The 24894-nt window shown below is 56.1% G+C and carries 16 protein-coding genes and 1 pseudogene; 8 read left to right on the top strand and 9 right to left on the bottom strand.

Annotated features, from left to right (window positions below; genetic code table 11):
- Window positions 1-8: 8 nt before the first annotated feature.
- Together ACQZ5M_RS13600 and rhaI are read left to right on the top strand one after the other, a co-directional pair.
- Complete coding sequence (locus ACQZ5M_RS13600) at window positions 9-2102, top strand: bifunctional rhamnulose-1-phosphate aldolase/short-chain dehydrogenase (protein WP_449079999.1); 2094 nt, start codon at window positions 9-11, stop codon at window positions 2100-2102.
- 152 nt (window positions 2103-2254) lie between these two features.
- Window positions 2255-3547: an L-rhamnose catabolism isomerase gene (gene rhaI, locus ACQZ5M_RS13595; RefSeq protein WP_296081610.1), complete on the top strand. Its 1293-nt coding sequence runs from the start codon at window positions 2255-2257 to the stop codon at window positions 3545-3547.
- A gap of 215 nt (window positions 3548-3762) precedes the next feature.
- Here rhaI and ACQZ5M_RS13590 read toward each other — a convergent pair.
- The 4 genes and pseudogenes from ACQZ5M_RS13590 to ACQZ5M_RS13575 form a co-directional block, all read right to left on the bottom strand.
- Window positions 3763-3961 (bottom strand): annotated as a pseudogene (locus tag ACQZ5M_RS13590) (ROK family transcriptional regulator); the annotation flags it as partial.
- Window positions 3962-4220: 259 nt separating this feature from the next.
- On the bottom strand, window positions 4221-7412 hold the full coding sequence (locus ACQZ5M_RS13585) for an efflux RND transporter permease subunit (protein WP_449079998.1): 3192 nt from the start codon (window positions 7410-7412) through the stop codon (window positions 4221-4223).
- Between the two features lie 122 nt (window positions 7413-7534).
- Complete coding sequence (locus tag ACQZ5M_RS13580; protein WP_296038658.1) at window positions 7535-8725, bottom strand: efflux RND transporter periplasmic adaptor subunit; 1191 nt, start codon at window positions 8723-8725, stop codon at window positions 7535-7537.
- 50 nt (window positions 8726-8775) lie between these two features.
- Window positions 8776-9573, bottom strand: a complete 798-nt coding sequence (locus tag ACQZ5M_RS13575) for an alpha/beta hydrolase fold domain-containing protein (protein WP_296038659.1) — start codon at window positions 9571-9573, stop codon at window positions 8776-8778.
- Between the two features lie 135 nt (window positions 9574-9708).
- Between ACQZ5M_RS13575 and ACQZ5M_RS13570 the strand changes: the two genes are divergently transcribed.
- The gene (locus ACQZ5M_RS13570; protein ID WP_296038660.1) at window positions 9709-10620 is read left to right on the top strand and encodes a LysR family transcriptional regulator; all 912 of its coding nucleotides are present in this window, start codon (window positions 9709-9711) and stop codon (window positions 10618-10620) included.
- A gap of 215 nt (window positions 10621-10835) precedes the next feature.
- Here ACQZ5M_RS13570 and ACQZ5M_RS13565 read toward each other — a convergent pair whose 3' ends face one another.
- Complete coding sequence (locus tag ACQZ5M_RS13565; RefSeq protein WP_449080141.1) at window positions 10836-14108, bottom strand: DEAD/DEAH box helicase; 3273 nt, start codon at window positions 14106-14108, stop codon at window positions 10836-10838.
- Window positions 14109-14565: 457 nt separating this feature from the next.
- Between ACQZ5M_RS13565 and ACQZ5M_RS13560 the strand changes: the two genes are divergently transcribed.
- Together ACQZ5M_RS13560 and ACQZ5M_RS13555 are read left to right on the top strand one after the other, a co-directional pair.
- Window positions 14566-15885 carry a hypothetical protein gene (locus ACQZ5M_RS13560; RefSeq protein WP_296081626.1) on the top strand — a complete coding sequence of 440 codons (1320 nt, stop codon included), beginning with the start codon at window positions 14566-14568 and terminating at the stop codon, window positions 15883-15885.
- Window positions 15882-16670: a COG3904 family protein gene (locus tag ACQZ5M_RS13555; protein ID WP_296038665.1), complete on the top strand. Its 789-nt coding sequence runs from the start codon at window positions 15882-15884 to the stop codon at window positions 16668-16670. Before ACQZ5M_RS13560 ends, ACQZ5M_RS13555 begins: the two co-directional genes overlap by 4 nt.
- 440 nt (window positions 16671-17110) lie before the next feature.
- Here the strand turns inward: ACQZ5M_RS13555 and ACQZ5M_RS13550 are convergent, their stop codons facing one another.
- From ACQZ5M_RS13550 to ACQZ5M_RS13535, 4 genes are all read right to left on the bottom strand, one after another.
- On the bottom strand, window positions 17111-17458 hold the full coding sequence (locus ACQZ5M_RS13550) for a DUF3140 domain-containing protein (protein WP_296038667.1): 348 nt from the start codon (window positions 17456-17458) through the stop codon (window positions 17111-17113).
- On the bottom strand, window positions 17455-17910 hold the full coding sequence (locus ACQZ5M_RS13545; protein WP_449079996.1) for a pyridoxamine 5'-phosphate oxidase family protein: 456 nt from the start codon (window positions 17908-17910) through the stop codon (window positions 17455-17457). The genes ACQZ5M_RS13550 and ACQZ5M_RS13545 overlap by 4 nt, the downstream gene beginning before the upstream one ends.
- A gap of 226 nt (window positions 17911-18136) precedes the next feature.
- Complete coding sequence (cydB, locus tag ACQZ5M_RS13540; RefSeq protein WP_296038671.1) at window positions 18137-19141, bottom strand: cytochrome d ubiquinol oxidase subunit II; 1005 nt, start codon at window positions 19139-19141, stop codon at window positions 18137-18139.
- Window positions 19131-20555, bottom strand: coding sequence for a cytochrome ubiquinol oxidase subunit I (locus ACQZ5M_RS13535; RefSeq protein WP_449080140.1), 1425 nt, complete (start codon window positions 20553-20555; stop codon window positions 19131-19133). Before ACQZ5M_RS13535 ends, cydB begins: the two co-directional genes overlap by 11 nt.
- 799 nt (window positions 20556-21354) lie before the next feature.
- Between ACQZ5M_RS13535 and proV the strand changes: the two genes are divergently transcribed.
- From proV to ACQZ5M_RS13520, 3 genes are all read left to right on the top strand, one after another.
- The gene (gene proV / locus ACQZ5M_RS13530; protein WP_296038672.1) at window positions 21355-22587 is read left to right on the top strand and encodes a glycine betaine/L-proline ABC transporter ATP-binding protein ProV; all 1233 of its coding nucleotides are present in this window, start codon (window positions 21355-21357) and stop codon (window positions 22585-22587) included.
- 42 nt (window positions 22588-22629) lie between these two features.
- Window positions 22630-23514 carry an ABC transporter permease gene (locus ACQZ5M_RS13525; RefSeq protein ID WP_449079995.1) on the top strand — a complete coding sequence of 295 codons (885 nt, stop codon included), beginning with the start codon at window positions 22630-22632 and terminating at the stop codon, window positions 23512-23514.
- Between the two features lie 65 nt (window positions 23515-23579).
- The gene (locus ACQZ5M_RS13520) at window positions 23580-24479 is read left to right on the top strand and encodes a glycine betaine ABC transporter substrate-binding protein (protein WP_296081649.1); all 900 of its coding nucleotides are present in this window, start codon (window positions 23580-23582) and stop codon (window positions 24477-24479) included.
- The last annotated feature ends 415 nt before the right edge of the window (window positions 24480-24894 follow it).

The raw sequence follows: 24894 nt of genomic DNA, 5'->3' as shown, positions 1-24894 counted from the left end.
ATACTGCGATGGGACAAACCCGTCTTCTCGAAAATCGCTGGGACGACGCTTATGCGGCAACGCTGGATGAGCTGGGAAAGCTGCTGTATCGCTCCAACCTGCTCGGCGCAGACAAACGGATCACCAATTACGGTGGCGGCAATACCTCTGCCAAAGTCTGGGAAACCGACCCGCTCACCAGCAATAAAGTCCGTGTCATGTGGGTCAAGGGATCTGGCGGCGATGTCGGCACGATCAAGCTTGACGGTTTCGCCACCCTCTACATGGAGAAGCTTGAAGCGCTGAAGGGCATTTACCGCGGCGTGGAAGATGAGGACCGTATGGTCGGCTTCCTCCCCCATTGCACGTTTAATCTCAATCCGCGCGCCGCCTCCATCGATACGCCACTGCATGGTTTCGTTCCCTTCGATCATGTCGATCACATGCATCCCGACGCAATCATTGCCATTGCGGCCTCGAAAAACTCCCGTGAACTGACAAAGGAAGTTTTTGGCAGCGATATCGGCTGGCTACCGTGGCGTCGCCCCGGCTTCCAGCTCGGTCTCGATCTTGAAGCTTTCGTCAAGGCAAACCCTGATACCAAGGGCGTTGTGCTGGAAAGCCATGGCTTGTTCACGTGGGATAATGATGCAAAGGCCTGCTACGAGCTGACGCTTTCGATCATCAACAAGGCGATCGAATGGTTCGCCGCCAAGACCGAAGGTAAGACGATTTTCGGCGGTGCAGTCGCGAGCGCCCTCCCCAAGGAAGAGCGGCGGGCGATCGCCGCGCGCCTCATGCCGGAAATTCGGGGACGCATCGGGAAGGACGAGCGCAAGCTGGGCCATTTCGACGATCAGGATGCGGTGCTGGAGTTTGTCAACTCGAAGGAATTGAAACCGCTCGGCGCGCTTGGAACATCCTGCCCAGACCACTTTCTGCGCACCAAGATCCGGCCCCTTATCCTCGACCTCGATACGTCGAAACCCGATGTCGATGCGCTGCTGGCTGGCCTCGATCAGGCCCTTGAAGACTACCGCGCCGACTACACCCGCTACTACGAGAGCTGCAAACACGCAAATTCGCCGAAGATGCGCGATCCGAATCCGGTCATCTTCCTTATTCCCGGTGTGGGTATGTTCTCTTTTGCCAAGGACAAGGCAACGGCTCGTATTGCCGGTGAGTTCTACGTCAACGCCATCAACGTGATGCGTGGCGCCTCCGCCGTTTCGGAGTACAAGGGACTGCCGGAACAGGAAGCCTTCGACATCGAATACTGGCTACTGGAAGAAGCAAAGCTTCAGCGCATGCCGAAGCCGAAGAGCCTGGCCGGGAGGGTGGCATTCATCACCGGTGGCGCCGGCGGGATCGGCCGGGCCACGGCAGAGCGGCTTGCAAGCGAGGGTGCATGCGTCGTCCTTGCCGATATCGATGAAGGTGCACTCGACAACACAAAGGGTGATTTCGAAAAGAGGTTCAGCGCTGATGCCGTTCGTACGGTCAAGCTGGACGTCACGCAGGAAGATGCCGTCCTTCGGGCGTTCGCCGAGGCGACCGTCGAGTTTGGCGGCATCGATATCCTTGTTTCCAATGCGGGCATTGCCTCGTCTGCACCGGTTGAAGACACCACACTTGCCATGTGGAACAAGAATATCGACATTCTTGCAACGGGCTATTTCCTCGTGTCGCGAGAAGCCTTCCGTCTGTTCCGACGTCAGAAGCTCGGCGGAAATGTCGTGTTCGTCGCGTCCAAAAACGGTCTGGCATCTTCACCCAATGCATCTGCCTATTGCACGGCGAAGGCCGCTGAAATTCATCTTGCCCGCTGCCTGGCGCTTGAAGGCGCCGATTCCGGCATTCGCGTCAACACGGTCAACCCCGATGCTGTTCTGCGTGGCTCGAAGATCTGGAACGGCGAGTGGCGCGAGCAGCGTGCGGCATCCTCCAAGATCGAAGTGGACGATCTGGAAGAACACTATCGCAAGCGCTCCATGCTGAAGCTGAACGTCTTCCCGGAAGATATTGCCGAGGCAATCTACTTCCTGGCCTCGGACGCCTCCGCAAAATCGACGGGTAACATTATCAATGTCGATGCTGGCAACGCCCAGAGCTTCACGCGCTGACGCTAAAACGCCCGCCTGTTAACGCGCGGGCGTCTCTCAGATGAGACCGATACGTTCAAAAGAGCAAGTTCCACAATCGAGCTCCGGTCCTGCGCGCCAAGAATAATGACGGTGCGGGCAGTTTGAAAAAAGTGGTGCAGAGGGAGGATGAAATGACGGAACTTAGGATTGCCGCCGATGTGGTCGGTCGCGAAAACGAGAAGCGCGCGAAGGCTCATGAGGCCGACTATTCGGCTCTCGGTGAACATCTGTCGCGCCGCAATATCGATATCCATGCAATTACCGCCAAGGTCGCAGAATTTTTCGTCGCCGTTCCCTCCTGGGGGGTCGGCACCGGTGGGACCCGCTTTGCACGATTTCCGGGCCTGGGTGAACCACGCGGTATCTTCGACAAGCTGGACGACTGTGCCGTCATCAACCAGCTGACGGCTGCCACGCCGACCGTCTCTCTCCACATCCCATGGGATAAGGAAGATCCTGCAAGGCTGAAATCGCACGCCGACGCCCTTGGCCTCGGCTTCGATGCGATGAATTCTAATACCTTCTCCGACGGTGCGGATCAGCAGCATTCCTACAAATATGGCTCGTTGAGCCACACGGATGCTGCAACGCGCCAGCAGGCCGTCGAGCACAACATCGAATGCATCGAGATCGGTAGAGCACTTGGTTCCAAAGCCCTGACCGTCTGGATCGGCGACGGCTCGAATTTCCCGGGCCAAAGCAATTTCACCAAAAGCTTCGAGCGCTACCTTGCCGGGATGGCCGAGATCTACAAGGCTTTGCCGGACGACTGGCGGATTTTCTCCGAACACAAGATGTATGAGCCCGCCTTTTACTCGACCGTGGTGCAAGACTGGGGCACGAATTACCTGATCGCCAACACGCTGGGTGAGAAGGCCTTCTGCCTTGTCGATCTTGGGCATCATGCACCCAACACCAATATCGAGATGATCGTCGCGCGTCTGATCCAGTTCGGCAAGCTCGGCGGCTTCCACTTCAACGATAGCAAGTATGGCGACGACGATCTCGATGCGGGCGCCATCGAGCCCTATCGCTTGTTCCTCGTCTTCAACGAACTGGTGGATGCAGAGCATCGCGGCGTGAAGCAATTCCACCCCGCCCATATGATCGACCAGTCGCATAATGTGACCGATCCAATCGAAAGCCTGATCTCCAGCGCAAACGAAATTCGCCGGGCCTACGCGCAGGCATTGCTCGTAGACCGCCAGGCGCTCGAAGGGTTCCAGCAGGAGAATGATGCGCTCATGGCGTCCGATACGCTGAAGCGCGCTTATCGCACTGATGTCGAGGCCATTCTTGCTGAAGCACGAAGGAGGGCGGGTGCGGCAATCGACCCGATCGCGACTTACCGCTCCAGCGGCTATCGCAAACAGGTTGCAGGTGAGCGGCCCTCACAGCGTGGCGGATCCGGTGGCATTGTCTAGGCATGGCGACATAAGGAACTTCATGATAAACTTGTGCTAAAGGAGTGAGTGAGCGCGACGCAGCTATCATTCGACCGAAACAACCTCATCGTGGCGGATTGCGTGCTCTTCCCGGCATCCTCGACTTCGTTGCCGGCCGACTACTGCCACTCCCCAGACCCATCATCGCCAGCCGTCGCCCAGGTTCTACATCTTGCGCTAAGTCGGCGCCGGGGATGGTGACGCCAGGCCGAATGGGCATCGCTTTCAATGATGGTAGGCGTTCCAAAACGCTCGGCCATCTCGCCGGCAAAATCGATGTTGACTTCGCGCAGTACTGATCTGAATCATACCTTTCCGGTTCGGTGCTCGATCACGCCGGGCAGGCCGGCAAACCCTGTCGACGCCCTCGAGCGAAAACCCTGCATCGACAACGCTTGGAGGCCTCAAGACGCTCGGTGCTCTGCCTCTCAATCCCTTCAGTGTGTCAACTGAATGGCAGGTGGCGAACTACGAAGATATCCTGCTTGGAAAGCGCTACTGGCCGGGCACTTTGTCTGAATGTTCGCGGCGCGTGCAGTTGTCACGAGCGCCGGGAAGTCTTGTTGCCAGACCGTTATCATGTGACCGGAATTTAGTAAAAATCCCCGGAATGATCGCATCTTTCCGGGGATTTGTTTGACAAGCCGTAATTTCAGACGGCTTCGCTCATCTTATAGTCTGTGTTGGCAGGCTCTTCCTTATGCTGGACCAGCGGTCGGTTGCCCGAAAGTCTGCGGACGAGGACGTAGAAGACAGGCGTCATGAAGATGCCGAAGAATGTGACGCCGATCATGCCGGAAAATACCGCAACGCCCATGGCCGCGCGCATTTCCGCCCCTGCGCCAGTGGAAATGACCAAGGGTACTACGCCCATGATGAAGGCGAGCGATGTCATCAGGATGGGACGGAGGCGAAGTCGGCTTGCCTCGATTGCGGAAGCGACAGGTGAGCGTCCTTCGAACTCCAACTCCCGCGCAAATTCAACGATCAGGATGGCATTCTTTGCCGAGAGCCCGACGAGGACGATGAGCCCGATCTGGGTGAAGATGTTGTTGTCTCCGCCCGTCAACCAGACACCTGTCATGGCCGCAAGCACGCCCATTGGCACGATCATGATAATCGCGAGCGGCAGAGTGAGGCTTTCATACTGCGCAGCCAGTACGAGATAGACCAGCAGCAACGCCAGTGGAAAAACGAGAAAGCCTGAGCTTCCGGCCAAAATCTGCTGGTAGGTCAGATCCGTCCACTCGAAGGAGATGCCCGAGGGCAGCGTTTCGCTTGCGATGCGTTCGATGGCGGCCTGGGCTTCGCCGGAGGAGAAGCCAGGGGCCGGGCCGCCATTGATGTCGGCCGAAAGAAAGCCATTATACCGTGTCGTCCGCTCTGGTCCCGTCGTGGCATCCACCTTTAGCAGTGCGGACAAGGGGATCATCTGACCGTTAGATGACCGGACCTTCAAATGACCGATATCTTCCGGTTGCGAGCGAAATTGGGCATCTGCTTGTAGGCGAACGCTGTAGGTGCGACCAAATGCGTTGAAGTCATTTACGTAAAGAGAGCCTAGATAAATCTGAAGCGTCTCGAAAACGTCCGTCACTGAGACACCCAACTGCTCGGCCTTGGCGCGATCGAGATCTGCATAGAGCTGGGGCACGTTGATCTGGAAGCTGGAGAACAAGCCGGCCAGTTCGGGTGTCTGATAGGCTTTCCCGAGAAAGGCCTTCGTGACCTCGTCAAGCGTCTGGTAGCCAAAGCCCGCACGGTCCTCGATCTGCATCTTGAAGCCGCCGGTAGTGCCGAGTCCGTTGACGGGCGGTGGCGGGAACATTGCGATGAACGCGTCCTGGATAGCGCCGAATTTCTGGTTGAGCGCCATGGCAATGGCGCCGCCGGAGAGGTCCGCTGTCTTGCGTTGCTCAAACGGGCTCAATGCAACGAAGACGACACCCGCGTTTGAGCTGTTCGTGAAGCCGTTGATGGACAGGCCAGGGAATGCAATAGCATGCTCCACGCCTGGCTGCTGCATGGCGATGTCACTCATACGTTTGATGACGTCTTCCGTGCGGTCCAGACTTGCGGCATCCGGCAACTGGGCAAAACCGATCAAGTACTGTTTGTCCTGCGCGGGGACGAAGCCGCCGGGTACTGCACTGAACATGCCATATGTAGCACCGGCGAGAGCCAGATAGACGACCATTACAATGCTTTTGCGGTTGAGCAAGCCACCGACGCTTTTACCGTAGCCGTTGGACGCTGCGCCAAAAGCGCGGTTAAAGCCACGGAAGAAGCCACCGAACAGCTTGTCCATGCCACGGGTCAACCAATCCTTCGGCGCATGGTGATCCTTCAGCAGAAGAGCAGCGAGCGCAGGGGATAAAGTCAAGGAATTGATGGCTGAGATGACCGTAGAAATCGCGATGGTAAGCGCGAACTGACGGTAGAACTGTCCCGAAAGGCCCGAGATGAAGGCAAGCGGGACGAAAACCGCCACAAGTACCAGCGCGATCGCTATGATCGGACCGGACACCTCCCTCATGGCGCGATAGGTGGCATCGCGTGGCGACAGGCCGTTTTCAATGTTTCGCTCGACATTCTCCACGACGACAATAGCGTCATCCACGACGATGCCGATCGCAAGAACAAGCCCAAACAGGCTGAGCGCATTGATTGAAAAGCCGAAGACATACATGACCGCGAAGGTGCCGATGATCGATACCGGAACGGCAATCAGCGGGATAATCGAGGCACGCCATGTCTGCAGAAAGAGAATGACGACGATGACGACGAGCGCGATGGCCTCGAGCAGAGTGTCGATAACCTTGTCAATGGAAGCGCGGACAAACTGCGTGGTGTCGTAGACGATTTCATATTTTACACCGTCAGGCATAGCCTTTTGCAGATCCTGCATGGTTGAAGCGACCTGGTCGGAAATGGTGATGGCGTTGGAGCCGGGGGCCTGGAAGACCGGGATCGCCACGGCGGATTCGCCGTCAAGCAGCGAACGCAGAGCATAATCTGCGGCACCGAGTTCGACACGCGCGACGTCACGCAGACGGGTGATTTCACCGTTCGTGCCGCTCTTGACGATAATATTGCCGAATTCTTCCGGAGTGGAAAGGCGGCCCTGAGCGTTGACATTCAGCTGCAGATCGACGCCGTTCGGGCTTGGAGAAGCACCAATCGTGCCAGCCGCCGCCTGAACATTCTGTTCGCGGATCGCGTTGCTGATATCGCTCGCCGCAAGATCATGCTCGGCGGCCCTCTGAGGATCGATCCAGACTCGCATGGAGTAATCCCCCGCGCCGAAGATCTGGACTTGTCCGACACCCTCGATGCGGGCCAGCCTGTCCTTGATGTTGAGAACGGCATAGTTGCGCAGATAGGTGAGGTCATAGCGGTTGCCCGGGGACACGAGATGCACGACCATCATCAGGTCAGGCGAGCTTTTGACCGTGGAGACGCCAAGGCTTCTTACTTCCGCGGGCAGGCGCGGCTCGGCTTGCGAGACGCGGTTTTGTACCAATTGCTGCGCCTTGTCCGGATCCGTTCCCAGCTTGAAGGTGACAGTCAGTGTCATGACGCCATCCGAAGTCGCCTGGCTGGACATGTACAGCATGTCCTCGACGCCGTTGATCTGCTCCTCTAATGGCGTTGCCACAGTCTCTGCAATGACCTTTGGGTTCGCACCCGGATAAGTGGCGCGGACGACGATGGATGGTGGTACGACTTCCGGATATTCAGAAATAGGCAGCGCGCGCATGCCAATGAGGCCGGCGATAACGATGAGGACCGATAGGACCCCAGCAAAGACTGGACGGTCGACAAAAAATCTGGAGATGTTCATGGGTTTGCCCTCTCCTGGTGAAAATTGGATGCAAAAGATCTTTCCGGTGACGTTTCGCCACCAGTCGAAGGTCTTTCTGTTGTTACTGGCTCTAGGCGGACCGGGACGATCCGCCGGATCGACTATTGCGCGACGGCGACCTTGTCTTCGGCCTGCGGAGCGACGATGGCACCCGGCCGTATGCGCTGCAGACCGTTGACGACGATCCGGTCACCTGCGGCAAGACCGCTCTCAACGACCCGCATGCCCTCGTCCGAGGGACCAGGCTTGATCTGCCGGTAGCCCACCTTGTTTTGGCTATCGACGACGAACACGAACTTCTTGTCCTGATCGGTGCCAATGGCGCGGTCTGTGATGACGATACGTCGCTCCGATTTCGGCTCGCCGAGGCGAACACGTACAAACTGGCCAGGGATGAGGTGCCCGTCAGTATTGGCGAAGACCGCACGCACTCCGATCGTTCCGCTGGCGCCATCGACCTGGTTGTCGATCAGGTGGAGCGTGCCTTTGATCGGCGTACCCTCATCGGCAAGCGTTCCAACCTCTACCGGGATCTGCTCAAGCGGCTGGACTGCGCCGTGCGATGTCGGAAGTTGCGACAAGGCTTTGGAAACGACCTCTTCGCTTGCATTGAAGCTCGCATAGATAGGATCTACCGACACGAGCGTGGTAAGCGCGGGAGAGGCAGACCCGGCGGCAACCAGATTACCCACAGTGATATCAAGCTTGCCAACGCGTCCCGAAATCGGCGCGCGAAGTTGCGTGTAGCTCAGATCGAGCTGCGCGGTTGTCAGGGCTGCGCGGGCCGCCCGCAGTTGCGCCTCTGCTTCTGCAACATTGCTCTGACGCTGGTCGAGGTCGCTCTGCGAAATGGTGCGATTGTCGGATAGGCGTTGGCCACGCTCGAGTTCGGTTTTGGCGAGATCAACTTTTGCTTCCGCTGAGGCTACTTGTGCTTCTGCTCCCGCGACTGCTGCCTGATAGGGTGCCGGATCGATAGTAAAGAGCAGGTCGCCCGTCTTTACCAGCGCGCCCTCCCGGAAGTGGACCGCTTGAAGCTGGCCCGCAACACGGGAGCGGATCTGAACTCGCTCGACAGCTTCCAGCCGACCGGAAAACTGCTCCCAGTGGGTGATGTCGCGGTCTTTCACCACCGCAACAGTGACAGGGATTGCAGGCGCGGGCGCCTCTGGTGCTGCGGCCACCGCGCCGGTGCTCACAGGAAGATCGAATAGCAATGCCGCTGCTGCAACAGACATAGCAAGGCCGATACCGGCACCCGTAAGGGCGCGGCGCTTGTTCTTGAGCGTCATGGGATACTCCTTGGCTTCATAAGGAAGCTGATCAGTGATTGTCTTTAATGCTAATGCTTGAGGTCTTGAACAAACCCCGAAAATTCATCGCAAACCGCCGAAAGCCATTTGCCACCTTCACATCGATAAAGCCCCGTCCAGCCGGAACCTGAGGGGAAAACATGCAGCCTGACAACTATTCCTGCATCCCGCAGCCGACTGGCATAATTGATAGTCTCGTCACGCAGAGGATCATCTTCTGCGGTAAAAATCATGGCTGGAGCCACACGGCCCAGCCTCGTACACAGACATGGTGCCGCGTAGGGATGCGCCGCCCCACAGGCTTTGCCCAAATATCTGCTCCAGCCTTCTGCCCAGCGTTGCCGCATGCCGATCCTGTCTGCATCTCTCATCGATATCGATGCCATAAGCGGATCGATCATCGGCGACAGAAGGATTTGCCCAGCGAGTTTTCCCGGCATACGATCCCGCGCCTTTAGCGCCAACCCTGCAGCAACATTGCCACCTGCTTCTTCGCCCGCAACGAACAGCAGAGATTTGGCGCTGCCATACTGCTTTCGGCTGTTGCTTAAGCAATTAAGCGCTACAAAAGCACGATCGATCACCGCGGGGAACTCATTGGACGAGCCAGTGCTATAGTCCGCCTCGATAACGACGGCACCGCTACTGGCCAGCGCTTTTGCAACAGGCAGTTCCGCTGGCTCGGCCTTATCTTCAAGGAAAGAGCCGCCCCTTAGATAAAGGACCAACGGAGGCGTACGAACTTTCCCCTCAGCACTGTACACGCGCACGGAGACAGGCGGGCTCGCTGTGCAGCTCATCTCGATCGTGTGCCATCGGCTGTCCATCTTTCATCCTTCAGAGGAGATCGCTTCCTCTCTTGTAGTGATTTCGAATATTGATATATTGTTCGGTGTAAGTCGCGCAAGCGCGCAAAATCGAAAACACTATTCCAAATTCGTGGATAATCTGTGGGGGATGACATGGATCAGTTGGCGGCGATGCGCGTATTTGCAAGGGTGGTGGAGACGGGAAACTTCACCAAGGCAGCCAACGCTCTCAATATTCCGAAGACCACCGTGACGAATATGGTCCAAGGGCTTGAAGCACATCTGCGCACTACCTTGCTGAACCGCACGACGCGGCGCGTGATGGTGACGACTGACGGCGCTCTCTACTATGAGAGAGCCACTCAGATATTGGCGGAGATCGATGAACTGGATGGCAGTGTCTCAAACGCCAACGTACAACCTTCGGGTCGCCTGCGTGTTGAAATGTCTGGAATGTTTGCAGATGAGATCATTATTCCCAACCTGTGTGATTTCCATCAGCGCTTCCCGCAAATCAGGCTCGATATCGGGGTCGGAGACCGCCTTGTGGACTACATAGCCGAAAATGTTGATTGTGCCTTGCGCGTGGGAACACTGCGCGATCAGTCGCTTATTGCCAGGAAGGTTTCCGAACTCAGTTTCCTCACGGTCGCTTCGCCTGCTTATATCGAACGCTTCGGCATGCCCCAGGCGCCAGAAGATCTTGAGGTCGACCATCACTGTGTTGGATATCTGAATGCCAATGCGGGCCAAGTCATGAGCATGGCCTTCGACAATGGTATCCGTTCAGTCGAAATCAATCCGCGCTACATTGTCTCGGCGAATGATGCGCGCACTTATCAGCATGCCGTTTTTGCCGGAATGGGAATTGGACAATTGGTGCCATTCGCGATCCGAGAGGAAATGAGGCAGGGGCAGCTGGTTCGCGTGTTGCCGGAATGGAAAAGCGAAGCCATGCCGATCTACATCGTCTATCCACAAACGCGCCACGTCACCAACAAGGTTCGCGTATTCGTGGACTGGGTGGCAAAGCTCCTGAACAAAAACGCACTGGGAAGTTTGTGAGCGGTATCACTACGATCACCATCGATTGCCTGGCAGGCGCTTGAAGCTAAAAAATCGCAGGTCTTCGATCATACCGCGTTGTCTGGTGTGGATACTTCAGTTCTGCGCCCGAGATATAAAGCGGCTTGGGAGGAGACTGATCGCCTTTTCGTTTCTGCTGGAGCATCCTTTGTGCGTTTTAAGAGATGCACAAAGGGTGCTCCATCTTCTTTAAACTACGCAACGTGCTTTCTGGAAAATCGTGTTCGATTTTCGAGCCGTTGGCGTAGAGCTTTTCCCGCTTGCGAGAGAAAATCCTCGAAATACTTCAATCGTTCATCACTATTGTGACTAGCAATCTCGAAGATAATTCGGTCCTCGGTGCGGCGACCGGCGAACTCTTTCACCAAAAGCGCGATTGCCTTGGCTGGCGCTTTTGCAGTGACGTTCAAGGCCAGTGCCTTCGGGCCAGCTTCAAGCCTGGAGAAGCCCAGCCGTGCTGCGGTAAGCTGAAGCCGAGTCGTGCGTAGAAGAAGCAAGACCTGTGGCGGTGGTTCACCGAAGCGATCTTCGAACTCCGCTTCAAGATCATCTACTGCGCTCAGATCAGACGCTCGAGAAAGCTTTGCATAAAGATTAAGCCTCGTCGCCGGATCCGCCACATATGCTTCCGGTATTGTTCCTGACGCGTCGAGTTGTAGAACCGTTCGTTGAAGAAAAGGGGGAGGGCGCTTGGTGAGGTCTGCGACCGCAGCGGCCAAGAGCTTCTGGTAAAATCCGACACCGAGCACCCGCATATGACCGGCTTGATCATCGCCGGCCATGTCGCCGCCGCCACGCAGATCAAGATCGCGCAGGCTGATCGCCAAGCCGGACCCAAGCCGGTCACCTTCAATAAGGGCGGTAAGTCTGGAGGACGTATCGTCGTCCAACTCCGCATGCTCATCCGTCAAAAGAGTGACGTGGCCTTGCGCACCTGAACGACCAACGCGGCCACGCAGTTGATGGAGTTGTGCAAGTCCGAAACGCTCCGGGTTAAATATGAACATCGTGTTGGCTCGTGGTATATCGAGCCCGTTTTCAATAATATTCGTCGCGAGTAGTATGTCCCCGTCACCTGCTGCAAAGCTGACAACGGTCTCATCTATTAGCGCTGCAGGCATCTTTCCGTGTGCTACTTTGACCGACAGCTCCGGAACAGCCGTCTCAAGTAGTCGTTGGATCGCATCTATGTCCTCGATACGAGGCACGACGACAAAACTTTGCCCGCCGCGGCGGTGTTCCCTCATCAGTCCCGCTCTAATTGAGGCATTATCTACCGCAGTGATAGAGGTTCGCACCGCTCGCCGTTTCGATGGCGCTGTTGTGAGAAGGCTGACCTCCTGAACGCCGACCATTGCCGACTGCAGAGTGCGCGGAATTGGTGTTGCCGACATCATCAGGGTGTGAAGCGAAGGCGCGAGCTTCGTCATGGCTCTCTTTTCCCTCAGGCCGAAGCGATGCTCTTCGTCCACAATCAACAAACCAAGCTTTGCAAATCGTACATCCTTCGCAAAGATCGCCTGTGTCGCCACGATCACGCCCAGCTTCCCTCCCGCCAGAGCCGCTTTCGTTTGCTTGGCTTCAGCAGGCTTAAGAAGGCGCGACAGCATGCCGACCGAAATGCCCGTACCCCTAAAGCGTTGCTCGAACGTGTGAAAATGCTGGCGTGCCAGCACAGTGGTGGGAGCGATAACGACAACCTGCGCACCGCAGAGAGCCACAGCGGCCGCTGCTCGTAAAGCCACCTCTGTTTTTCCGAAGCCGACGTCTCCGCAAACAAGACGGTTCGTGACGCGTCCTGACCCGAAATCAGAAAGGACGTCACGGATTGCGCTGGCTTGATCGCGGGTTTCGACAAAGCGGAAGCGACGGGTGAAGGCCGTGAATTGCGCACGTGGAGGGACGAACTTTTCCGCTTCTAATTCCCGCCTCTCTTTTGCAACCTTCGAGAGATGGCGCGCAGTGAAAGCGATATCCTCGGCGATCTTCTGGCGTCTTTTGCTCCAAGCCTCGGTATGAAGGCGATCGAGTGACACGGCGTCGGGCTCGGAACCGTAACGCCAGAGCTTGTCGAACTCCTGCATGGGCACGAGGATTGAATCACCATCGCGATACTCCAGTCGAGCGGCGTCGCGTGGTACATCCTCGACGATGATGGTCTCTAGCTCCTTAAGGACCCCAATGCCGTGGTCTTCATGAACGACAACGTCGCCGATCCGAAGCTCGGGCTCCGATAGCAAATCGTTGGGATTTTCGGCAGACGATCCGCCGGGCGCTGCAATGACGACGATGTTAAGCGATTGATCGCAAAATCCCTCTTGTAGCAAACAGCTGCTTTTAAGCAGGCTACCCGGCTTGGCTTCCAACAAATCGCTCCATTGAACGAAAGAATCGGTCTTGAATTTTGCGGCATTCTCCAATCGCCGATAAAAAGTTTCTGCGCTCTTTCCTTCGCCAGCAACCAGAACTTTCTTCTCCTGCTGCAATGCCTCCCGCGCAAATTTTGTAGCCAACCTTCCATAGTTAGCCTCATATGTCCGTACCGGCAGGCCGCTGCCTCCTTCGAGGTCCAAGGTCTGTGTTTTGAAACGGTCTACCTCCTGATCCCATTCTTCGCGACTGAGGTAGAGCGAGCGCCGCGGCGAGGTGTTAGTTTCGTCGAGGTCTGCACTGCCCTGATAAGCGTCTGCAATTATCTCCAAACACCGTTCGATCCTCGTATGCATGCCTTGGCCCAGGATCAGGTCTGCGTCGCCAATGAGATCGAACACACTTGCCATGACATCGTAGTGGCTCAGCAGCAAATGCTCGATGTTGCGAGCCGACAGGCGAGTATCTTCGCAATTCTCGGTGGCCCAAACAACTTCCGATGCAGGGCCGATCGACACGTTCTCCAAAGAACTTTCTGTCCGTTGAGATATGCGGTCAAAGCCGTGCAACTCCAGCACTTCGTTATTCTCGCCAAGCACAATTCGCAGTGGACCAGGCGCGCCAGCAGGATAAACATCGATCACGTCCTCATGAAGAGCGAATTCTCCGGGATCGTCCGCAACGCCTTCTTCGGAATATCCATGACGCACGGCAAAATCGATGAACGCGTCGCGATCCAACGTCTTTCCAACTGCCAGCTCAAAGTGCGCTTGCGCGATCACGTGTAATGGCGGAACACGTTGAAGCAATGCCTCCAAAGATGTCAGAAGCAATCGTTGGGCGGATGTCTCATTTGTCCAGAGCCTCAACGCGTCCATTCGTCGTCCCATGGAATGTCGCGAGGGCGGCGCACGATCATACGGCGGGCAGTCCCAAGGCGGGAGGACGACGTGATCTATCGCCGGAAAGAGCGCGCTAATCGTCTGCGCGATGCCGTCTGCCTCTTCCTCATTCCTTGCAATATAACATATCGGCTTGTCCGATCTGCCGAGCCATTCTGCAAGCCTGGTCGCTATGAAAGCGGGCGGTGCCTTCAAAACTCTGCCTGCTTCAAGCTCTATTGTGGGGGCAGCGGCCCTTTTTTCCCGGCGTTTCGTCGCGCTCACGTCCATCGGCATTTCTTTCATTGGCAATTCGACCGTCAGCGCGAACAAAGTTCACCGCAACTTGTTCCGTTGCCAGTACAATACGTGCTTATAGGGCTCAGCCTTCTAGGCGCTTTAAGACAGGAAGCGTCTTGACGAGACGGATACTCTCTCTGCGGGCAGGTCCGTCCTCAATAACATGCCAGTAATGTCATTCAGCTTAGTCCTGCAGGCGCTAGCGAAGACAAAAGCTGAGCGTATTGGTATCAAACTATAAAACTTGCACCATGATGTGCGCCCACCGTCAATCGGATACGATGTGTCGTTGATGCTGCGGTTGCAGTAGCCTTGAATTCGCCGACATTTAAGGTCGTGTTAAGGAATACAGTCCTCTTCCGGAGAAAAATTTATGGCGCTTGGCGCATCGCATCGCTTGCAGGAAAGCCTGGCAGCGGTCGAAACGATGACACGTTTTGCCCTTGCTGTTCTTGCTCTCGCTTCCGGCGTCTACACATATCTCGGTGTACGTAGTATTCTCGACGGCTCGCCAACAGCGATCTTTTTCGCGGCCATCATCTACTCCGCTTCAGTTTCTGTCGGAATCTACGCGTTTTGGACATACATGGCGCGATTTTATCCGCACGTCACCAGCCGTTCCAGCCGCACCGCAATGCTGGCGGTGATGGCCGTTGGCTGCGTCATGATCCTGGCGATGTCGAGCTGGTTGAATGCTGCTGCGCTCGCAGGATCGGCAGCTCTCGAACAGCATCTGGCAGAGACGGTCGAGGATTACACGTCGGATCTGGAGCAGGCACACCAAAACGCGCTGGCTGCACAAAGCCTGCTGCCGGACATTCAACGCGCAAAGGAGCGTTTCGCCCAGCTGGCGTCCTCCGAGCAACAGTCCGGGGCGCTGACGGGCACGACAGGTTCCGGTAGCGTTGTCTCGCTTTTGTCGCAGATGTCTTCGCAACTAAACGAGTTGGAAAACGGCATCAATGCGTCGCGCGAGCAGGTCACCAGCTTGTTCAACGAAGGACAGAAGCGCCTTGAGACCATGCGTGGTCTCGTCTCGGCACCCGGTATTGTCGAACCCCGGGCAGATAAGTTTTCGTCGGAAGCCGTGGCTCTAACCGGCGTAATCACCTCGCTCCAGCAAACCTCTATCGCTCCCTCGATCCGCCGCGCGGCAGATGATCTGTCGCTCGGCTTCATAGCTCCAATCCCGGATGGTGGCGAACAGGATCTCATATCGCGCCAAGATCGGGTGATGGAAACGATCCGCACTTCCGTTGCAGCACAATCAAAGGTGCTGTCCGATGCCGCAGATGAAATTCTATCGCGTTCACCCGTGGCGGAGCGGAGGTTCGTGCCGCTTTCATCGGCGGAAGCCGTTCTGCGCTATGCGTCCGACTTCATTCCTGCATGGGCCGGTGCTATTTCCATCGATCTGTTGCCAGGGGTCATGGTTTTCATCCTTGCTGTCGTGAACGGCGCGATCCGCAGGCAAGAGGAAACGATGCCGCTTGCTGAGAGGATCACAGTGGCAGAGCTGATGCAGGCGCTCGCCATGCAAAAGGCGATCGCCGGAGAAGGCATGTCAGCCAGAGAGGAGCAGGATATCGAAGACGCTCTCGCCAAGGCCGGAGATGACAAAGACGACGCCGAGGTCAATAACATCACGAGTCTCGGCCTTAACAAAGCACCGCGCAAAGGCCCCACGGCATGAAGCCGGCAACTGCGCTAAAGGCCATGACGAACATCAACGATGGGGTGCTGATGCGCGGCGCCTTCTATCTGCTGCTCGCAGCGGCGGCGACCTTTTTGGTAATTGACATAAGAGAGATCAGCGAAGTCGAAGCAGCCCGACCAGGCGTGGAAACAGTCCCGGACGTGCCCACCTTTTTACCGCCGAAGATTGCGCCAGATGCCCCCGGAGCTCCACCGGTTAAACCCTCAAGCCCTGAGGCGGTTCTTCGTAAACCAATGACGTTCAATTTGATTTCGGGCGGAGTGCTCTATGCCGAGGGAACAATCGATCCGGGCGCAGCCGAACGTTTCGCCCACGAGATTGAGGCCCGAGGCGAATACATCAAATTCGTCGCGTTGAACTCGCCGGGAGGTTCGGTCGATGATGCAATCGCGATGTCCAAGCTGATCCGGCAAAAGGCAATCGGTACGAAGATCGACGAGAGGGCGCTTTGTGCCTCATCCTGCCCAATCGTTTTTGCTGGTGGTGTGACGCGAACAGCCGAAAAAGACGCCGTGATAGGCGTGCATCAGGTTTTCAATGGCGGCATCGAGCCTGTTTCACCAGACCAAGCTATGTCCAGTGCTCAGGCCGTCACCGCACGGGTCGCGCGACATCTCGACGAAATGGGTATTGGCGCTGGCTTGTGGATCCATGCGCTGGAGACTCCCCCCAATCAGCTCTACTATCTCACGCCCGAAAAAATGGCGGAATACCGGCTGACCACAAACGCAGCTGCAGTCGTAAAACTGAACCAAGGCTAACACTGATAAGATATATAAATTAGGGTTATGGCACACGATTTCTGTGCCGCCCCGTCTGAAGGCCCACGTAATCTGCGGGTTATGGGTTGAGAAACGGGTTCGATCGCGTCGAGCTTGGTAACCAGTAGTCTTTCGGTATTTTCCGGGCAGGGAGTGTAGTTTGCCTGACGCTATGCAGTCAGATCGGATTTCAAACCTGCGGCAGGTCGTGCATCTGATACGCGCCAGCGGTCGCCCTGCGTGCCATACCAACGAGGGCGTAGTTTCATTCGCCGGAGCTCGCGACATTCCTGCGTGACGCCTGGACGAACGAAGCGTCTGAGCTAACGGCGAAGGACGTGGAAGCAATCAGAAAGCTCGGTAACGCACACTGATTTGAACGCACATTTGGACACGGAGCCTGCTGCCAAAACAGCAGGCTCCTCCGCACCCCAATGACATCAATCTTTGAGTGGATCATGGCCCCAGTTCATGAGCGAGTGCCGCCAGGTGGAATTCTCCACATCTTCTTTGGGTCCGCCTTGGGCCACGTGACGGTGAACATAGCCGATCACCTTCTTCATGTGGGCAAAGTCGTCATTCGTGAGTTCCGATTTTGATTTGTGCTTGATTTCCACGATACGACGACCAGACTTATGACCAACGGTTTCGCTCTTGCCGTCTCCGGACCAGCCAGCTTCCTTGCTTTCGTCAGTCGTTAGCCACTTCTCCAACGCGGATGGTGTCATATTGACGGCGTCGGAAAACTCTTTCCAAATCTTCTCGTGATCGGTCTGCTCGCTACTCACACTGCACCTCTCATGGCGGCACTGCTTGCTCGCTCGATTGTTCCGTTTTCCTCGCCATCCCAGAATTCGATGGTGCCGGCCGATACCTTGATCAGAACGATTCGTGGCGTATCGGCGCCCTGCGGAAACCATCTGTCTAGATCGCGCGACCAGTGAGCTTCGAATTGTGCCTTGTCTCGAATCAGCCTCGCCTCACCGTTCACAGATATGAAAATTCCGGGCTTGCCGAGCATGCTTGGTGGAGCGGTAAAAGTCAGAGTGACCGACGCGTCTTGCTCGATCTCTTGGACCTTCTTGGTATCTTCATAGGAGAAGAACCATGAGTCACCGTCATATTCCACATCGCCGTTGTTGCTCATCGGTCGGCTGTTAATGTGCCCAGCTGGATCGTGCGTGTTGAACATGCAGAAGTCGATCTTGCTGAGCTTTTTAGAAAGCTCTTCCATCTTCATTGGCAAATCCTCGTTTTACATCGTGAATTTCAACCCATGATGACGCTTGAAGTTCCTTCGGATCCGTTCGCGGATCGTTGCAAACTGACGACTTTCCTGCGGTCGTTCTTTCCCGTCTTGAGCTATTTCAGAAACCAGCGGATCAAAATTGCTATTGCGGCGAGCGTCCCGACGCCGGCCAGCCACAGGACAATGAACCACATTGTCTTTCGAAGGCCATCGCTCATCAATGATATCCTTCCTCCGGGTCGATTTTGCCGCGAAAGACCCAGTACGCATAAGCCGTGTAGGCGAGAATCATGGGGAGGAGTACCACGGCGCCCACGAGGAGAAACATCAGTGAACTCTCCGGAGCCGCGGCCTCCCTGATCGTGAGGACGCCGGGGATAATATAGGGATAAAAACTGATCCCAAGTCCGGCGAAGCTCAACACGAAGACGCCGAGCGCTGCCAAGAACGGTTGCAGGTGCTTCCCACTGTTAAGGCCGTTCCAGAGCAAGAAAGCGCAACCAGTTAGCAGCAGCGGTACTAATGACGAGAAGAACGCGGTTGGCCAGCCAAACCACCGTTCGAAGTAAATCCGATTGATGAACGGTGTCCAGAGAGAAACGATCCCGATCAGCGCCAAGAGCGCGACGCTCAGAGGACGCGCGAGCAGTGCCGAGCGTGCCTGGATATCGCCGGAGGTTTTCAGGTTGAGCCACGTTACGCCAAGCAGCGCGTAGCCTGTGAGAACGGCGACGCCTGTCAGGATCGAAAAGGGCGTCAGCCAGTCCCACCAGCCGCCCGCATACTGCCTGCCATCAACTGCGATGCCCTGTACCAAGGCGCCAAGGGAGATGCCCTGCATGAGGGCCGCGATCGAGGATCCTATCCAGAAGCCGAAATCCCAAAGATGGGATTCGTCGTGAGTTCGCCAACGAAACTCGAATGCGACTCCTCTGAAGATAAGGCTGACCAGCATCAATATGATCGGCATATAGAGTGCTGGCATGATGATGGCGTAGGCGAGCGGGAACACGGCCATGAGGCCACCACCACCCAGCACCAACCATGTCTCATTGCCGTCCCAGACCGGAGCGATCGAATTCGTCATGACGTCGCGGTCGCGACGCTTTCGGAAGAATGGGAAGACGATCCCGATCCCGAGGTCGAAACCGTCCAGCACAACATAGGCAAGCACGGCGAAGGCAATGATCCCCGCCCATACAAAGGAAAGATCAATGTCCATGGCGGCCTCCAGGCTGATGGTCCTGCGTTACGCCGGGCACAATACCAGCGGTTCGGATTGGGCCGGCGTCGAGCTCCTGATCCATATCGAGCGGGGTCGGTGGCCGCCGCATAAGCTTCAGCAGGTAGTAGACCCCGACGCCGAAGACCACGAAATAGACGCCGATGAAAATGAGCAGGGAGGTCCCGACCGCGGGTGCGGAAACCGGTGACAGACTGTCGACAGTTCGCAGATGTGCATAGACCGTCCAAGGCTGGCGACCGACCTCGGTCGTGTACCAGCCAGCAAGCACGGCTATAAAACCAGAACCTCCCATGGGCACAGCGATGCGATGGAGCCACGGCGTGCTATACAGCCTACCCTTCCATCGAGCCCAGAGCGACCACAGCCCAACGCCGAGCATAAGGAAGCCGAGGCCGACCATGACGCGGAAGGTTATGAATGGCATGAGTGCAGGAGGGCGCTGATCGCGGGGCCATTCCTTCAGGCCTTTGATCTCGCCGTTAAGTTCGTGGGTCAGGATCAGCGAGCCGAGCTTCGGAATCTCGATTGCATAGCGGGTGGTCTCTGCCTCGTCGTCCGGTATGCCGAAAAGGACGAGAGGGGCACCTTCCTTATGTGTCTCGTAATGTCCTTCCATTGCTGCGATCTTCGCGGGCTGGTGTTCGAGTGTATTCAGACCGTGGAGGTCACCAACGAAAATCTGAACGGGTGTGACGATTGCCGCCATCCACATCGCCATCGAGAACATGATGCGAGCCTGGCGGTTCGTATTGTCCTTCAGCAGGTGCCAAGCGCCGACCGCGCCTACGGCGAAAGCGGTGGTTAGGAAGGCCGCCAGCACGGTATGGGTCATTCTGTAGGGGAAGGAGGGGTTGAAGATAATATTCCACCAGTTTTCGGGCACAAAGACGCCGTTAGAATCGATGCTAAAACCTGCGGGCGTGTGCATCCAACTGTTGGCTGACGTGATCCACGTAGCGGAGATCAGCGTGCCTAAAGCGACCATGGCGACGGACACCATATGTGCTGAGTCCCCGACGCGCTTGCGACCGAAAAGCGCGATACCGAGGAAGCCCGCTTCAAGGAAAAACGCCGTCAAGACCTCGTAACCCATCAGCGGTCCGATGACCGGTCCGGCCTTGTCTGAAAACGCGGACCAATTCGTCCCGAACTGATAGCTCATCACGATTCCGGACACGACACCCATCGCGAAGGTGACTGCGAAGATGGTCTTCCAGTACTCGAAGAGCTTCAGGTAGGCTTCGTCACGCTTCCACAGCCATAACGCGTTGAGAACGGCCAAGTAGCTCGCCGTGCCTATCGAGAAGGCAGGAAAGAGAAAATGGAAGGATACGGTGAACGCGAACTGTATCCGCGCCAGCATGTCCGCTTCTAGGCCGAGGAAGGTCATGGTAACTCCATCATGGAAACCCTCGAACTTTGCAACGCGGCCCCATGTTCCGGGCGGGCACTGCAGTTTCACAGAGTCGATGGCGAGCATCTTAAGCTCATGTCAAATGAGCCCAAGCCCCCATAGTGTCGCGTGACGCAATGTCACGTCTAGAGGGGGCTCAGAAAAGGTCCACCCACGGAAATACATTGCCCGTTCCCCGAGCTTGTACAAGAACCTATAAGGCCTCGTGTGTGGATATGACCTTTGGTGACATCTGGTATTTATAGAAAAGCCGTAAGCGTCATTACCCAGCTTCGTCCAAGCAGTGCCAGTTGGGCCAATGCCACTCTAAGTCATTTTCCGCTTCCTTCATTCTGTGGTGCGATGTCGTAAATAGACGTATTCCCACTTCCCGCGTTAGTCCTCAAATCTCGCGACCCGTTGGTTGCTATCAAGAGGTTTTTTGTCAGTCTGACGAGACTGGTGCTTCTGCCAAAGGACCTCTCAAACGCTCGCGAAAACTCACTTCGCGAAAAATATTTAGGGTTTTTTTATGGACATTGGAAAAAAATTATCTTATGTAGCGCCTATCAGTGAGTTTGATGCTCACTATCCCGCGTCTTTATCGGACCAAATCGTGCGTGTGCGAAGTCGTCATCACGAATTTGGATCCGCGTTTTTGAAGCTTGCGCTATCGGTGATGTCGCAAACGAGCTTTTATCCTGTCGATATCCCGCGTCTTAAGCGCTGAGGGTGTCAGGTGCAATTGCGGTAAGAAGGAGAGCGCCCCTGCTCTATGCTGGGCTGAATAAAATATATGAATTCTCAAACTGAAAATGACGCACTGGCTCCGCCGGTTACGACCAAAATCAGTCTCAATAACGTCTACAAGATCTTCGGTGAGGATACCGACAAGGCGCTGGATATGGTTCGCGCCGGGAAGACGAAATCTGAAATCCATTCTTCAACCGGATGCTCGGTCGGAGTCAACAAGGCAAGCTTTGACATTCAAGCCGGCGAAATTTTCGTCATCATGGGCCTCTCAGGCTCGGGCAAATCCACCCTCCTACGCCTGCTCAACCGACTGATCGAGCCCACAGCGGGTTCAATCAAGATCGACGGCCAGGATATCACGAAGATGTCCCGCCGCGACCTAATAGAGGTGCGTAGGCGCGATATCAGCATGGTATTCCAGTCCTTTGCTCTTCTGCCCAACCGCACCGTTATCAACAATGCCGCTTTCGGGCTTGAGGTTGCCGGTATGGGGGAAGACGAACGTAAAGCAAAGGCGCTTCTGGCGCTGGAGGCTGTTGGTCTCGCCGGTTACGCAGACAGCATGCCCGATCAGCTGTCAGGTGGAATGAAGCAGCGCGTCGGCTTGGCTCGCGCACTTGCCAGTGAACCCACAATTCTGCTCATGGACGAAGCATTTTCCGCTCTCGATCCTCTAATCCGTACGGAAATGCAGGATGAGCTGGTCCGCCTTCAGGCCGAACACAGCCGAACCATCGTTTTTGTCAGTCACGATCTCGACGAAGCCATGCGCATCGGTGACCGGATATGCATCATGCAGAACGGCGATGTCGTTCAGGTCGGCACGCCGGACGAAATCGTCATGAACCCGGCAAACGACTACGTCCGCTCCTTCTTTAGGAACGTTGACGTGAGTCACGTCTTCAAAGCTGGCGACGTCGCTCGAAAAACACAGGTGACGATCATCGAGCGACAAGGTGTAACCGCTGCCGCAGCACTCGAGCGAATGAAGACATTCGATCGCGAATATGCGATCATTCTGGGGCGCGACAAAACCTATCATGGCGTTGTCAGCCAAACCACGCTCGTCGAGAATATGCGTTCTGGACATTCGGATCCCTATAGAGCGGCGTTTCTATCCGAGATCGAACCGATCCCGGCTGACGAGCCATTGTCGAACGTACTGGGACGCGTAGCGGCGAGCCCATGGCCAGTTCCCGTTGTCGACAACTCCAGGCGCTACCTCGGCTCTATCAGTAAATCGACACTGCTTGAAACGCTCGACCGCGCGAGCTGATTTCAGCATTTCCCCCAACCGGCCAACAACCGGAGTCTGACTATGAATTTCGATATAGGGGACGGCGTCGATGCCGTCGTCAATTACATTCTGGACAATTTTTCACCCCTCTTGGATTTCGTCGCCACTCTGATCGGGTTCGTGACCAGTAACATCCAGGACACGCTCACTGCCATTCCCATGCCAGTGGGCATTCTCATCTTCGTCATCCTGTCATTTTGGCGGGTCGGCGCAGTTTTTGGTGTCTTGGCTGGACTTGCGCTCTGGCTCGTCGACCACATGGGTCTTTGGACCGCGATGATGGAGACTCTATCACTCGTCATAGCTTCAACGCTGATGGCTATGATCATCGGTCTTCCGCTTGGGATCGCCATGGCGCGGAAGGATTCGGTTGCTGCGATCATCCGACCGGTCCTAGACCTGATGCAAACCATGCCTGCATTCGTCTATCTTATTCCTGCGGCGATGTTTTTCGGACTTGGTGCAGTACCCGGCGCTATCGCAACTGTCATATTCGCCATGCCGCCGGTGGTCCGCCTCACCAATCTAGGCATTCGCCAGGTGCATGTAGAGTTCATAGAAGCTGGAAACGCATTTGGCTGCACGCCCTCGCAGTTGCTCTTCAAGGTCCAACTGCCGAACGCCATGCCCTCCATTATGGCGGGCATCAACCAGACGATCATGCTGTCGCTTTCCATGGTTGTCATTGCATCCATGATTGGCGCAGGCGGTATTGGGAACACGGTTCTCACCGGCATACAGCGCCTGGACGTGGGCACCGGTTTTGAGGGCGGTCTTGCTGTCGTGATTCTCGCGGTGATCCTCGATCGCCTGACACAAAGCCTTGGAAAGCCTCAAGCTGCCTTTTGGTCGGGGCTTTTCAACAGAAAGAGCGAGCGCAAACACTTGTCTCCGGCAACTGTCTGAGCACCGCGCCGCCCAACGATGCGGATGCTGAATCCGCAAATTCAAACCTCCCAAAAGGAGAACATATGTTCAAGACACTTTCCTCGACCCGCCGGGCTGCACTTGGTGGCGCCATTGGCTTTGCTGCCGCTGTGCTTTTTGGCTCAGCAACGCCAACGATGGCTGAAGATGCGAAAACTGTGAAGCTTGGCTTTGCCCCGTGGTCCGACGCTGAGTTCGTCACCAAACTCGCCGCCAAGCTGATCAAGGAGAAGCTCGGCCAGGATGTGGAACTCGTTCAGACGGATGTCGCGCCGCTTTACCAAGGCGTCAGCCGAGGCGATATCGATGCAATGATGATGGCGTGGTTGCCGGCAACTCACGCGGATTACTTCGCAAAGGTGAAAGACAAGGTAGAGACGCTCGGCACGGTCTATGACGGCGCGAAGCTCGGTTGGGTCGTGCCTGCCTATATTCCTGAAGCAGAGATTTCTTCGATCGAGGACCTGAAGAAGCCTGAGGTTCAGAAGAAGTTGTCTGGCACGATACAGGGCATCGATCCGGGTGCTGGTTTGACCCGCCTTTCGCAACAGGCGGTCAAGGATTATGCGCTCGACCAGTACAAGCTGCAAATCTCCAGCGAAGCGGGCATGCTAACGACAGTTGACCGCGCGATGCGAGGTGAAAAGTGGTTCGTCGCTACGTCCTGGAGCCCGCACTGGATGTTTGGAAAGTACAAGCTCCGCTATCTTACTGATCCGAAAGAATCCTTGGGTCAGGCCGAGCATGTCGATATCCTTGCATCGAAGAAATTCAGGCAAGAAAACCCCAAGGCTGCCGACTTTCTTTCGCGCATGAAGGTGCCGCTTAACGACCTGGAAGCGGCGATGTTCACAGCCCAAGAGACGTCTTACGACGCAGCTATCGAAAAATACATCAAGGACCATCCAGATCAGGTGAAGGCCTGGGTTGGGGAACAGAGCTGATGCAATCCGGCCTTCTCGTAAGATATTCGAGGAGGCCGGATCATTTTCGGGGGCAGGGATGGCACTAGAAACCAATCATAGAGCGCTCGCCGAAACTGACACGCTCGGGGGACGCATCTCATTGGCGCGAGATGCATCTACGCTCTCTATCGATAATGCTGCGAAGATGGTTGGGGTGGAAAGCGACGTTTGGAGCGCTTGGGAGAATGATCGAAGCGAGCCGGGCTGCGAGTACCTTGAGCCGATCGCCGCTTCTCTCGAGGTCAGCGAAGCATGGCTTTCTACAGGCATCGGTGTCGGGCCGCGATGGCCAGATGATGAGACGTTGTTCTAAAATCTGTCCAGGTGGATTTGGACGCTTGAAGTGCTGTGGACGGCCTGCTCATCGCCTCTGACGAATTCGATCAGACCGTCG

It is taken from the genome of Rhizobium sp. 22-785-1, from assembly GCF_053521965.1.
Note: the sequence above shows the minus strand (reverse complement) of the source record. Positions and strands in the feature narration are given on the sequence as shown.

What these genes read in the sequence shown, in the direction of transcription:
- ACQZ5M_RS13600 (WP_449079999.1), top strand. Translation starts at nt 9, where the DNA reads ATGGGACAAACCCGTCTTCTCGAAAATCGCTGGGACGACGCTTATGCG.
- rhaI (WP_296081610.1), top strand. Translation starts at nt 2,255, where the DNA reads ATGACGGAACTTAGGATTGCCGCCGATGTGGTCGGTCGCGAAAACGAG.
- ACQZ5M_RS13585 (WP_449079998.1), bottom strand. Translation starts at nt 7,412, where the DNA reads ATGAACATCTCCAGATTTTTTGTCGACCGTCCAGTCTTTGCTGGGGTC.
- ACQZ5M_RS13580 (WP_296038658.1), bottom strand. Translation starts at nt 8,725, where the DNA reads ATGACGCTCAAGAACAAGCGCCGCGCCCTTACGGGTGCCGGTATCGGC.
- ACQZ5M_RS13575 (WP_296038659.1), bottom strand. Translation starts at nt 9,573, where the DNA reads ATGGACAGCCGATGGCACACGATCGAGATGAGCTGCACAGCGAGCCCG.
- ACQZ5M_RS13570 (WP_296038660.1), top strand. Translation starts at nt 9,709, where the DNA reads ATGGATCAGTTGGCGGCGATGCGCGTATTTGCAAGGGTGGTGGAGACG.
- ACQZ5M_RS13560 (WP_296081626.1), top strand. Translation starts at nt 14,566, where the DNA reads ATGGCGCTTGGCGCATCGCATCGCTTGCAGGAAAGCCTGGCAGCGGTC.
- ACQZ5M_RS13555 (WP_296038665.1), top strand. Translation starts at nt 15,882, where the DNA reads ATGAAGCCGGCAACTGCGCTAAAGGCCATGACGAACATCAACGATGGG.
- ACQZ5M_RS13545 (WP_449079996.1), bottom strand. Translation starts at nt 17,910, where the DNA reads ATGAAGATGGAAGAGCTTTCTAAAAAGCTCAGCAAGATCGACTTCTGC.
- cydB (WP_296038671.1), bottom strand. Translation starts at nt 19,141, where the DNA reads ATGGACATTGATCTTTCCTTTGTATGGGCGGGGATCATTGCCTTCGCC.
- ACQZ5M_RS13535 (WP_449080140.1), bottom strand. Translation starts at nt 20,555, where the DNA reads ATGACCTTCCTCGGCCTAGAAGCGGACATGCTGGCGCGGATACAGTTC.
- proV (WP_296038672.1), top strand. Translation starts at nt 21,355, where the DNA reads ATGAATTCTCAAACTGAAAATGACGCACTGGCTCCGCCGGTTACGACC.
- ACQZ5M_RS13525 (WP_449079995.1), top strand. Translation starts at nt 22,630, where the DNA reads ATGAATTTCGATATAGGGGACGGCGTCGATGCCGTCGTCAATTACATT.
- ACQZ5M_RS13520 (WP_296081649.1), top strand. Translation starts at nt 23,580, where the DNA reads ATGTTCAAGACACTTTCCTCGACCCGCCGGGCTGCACTTGGTGGCGCC.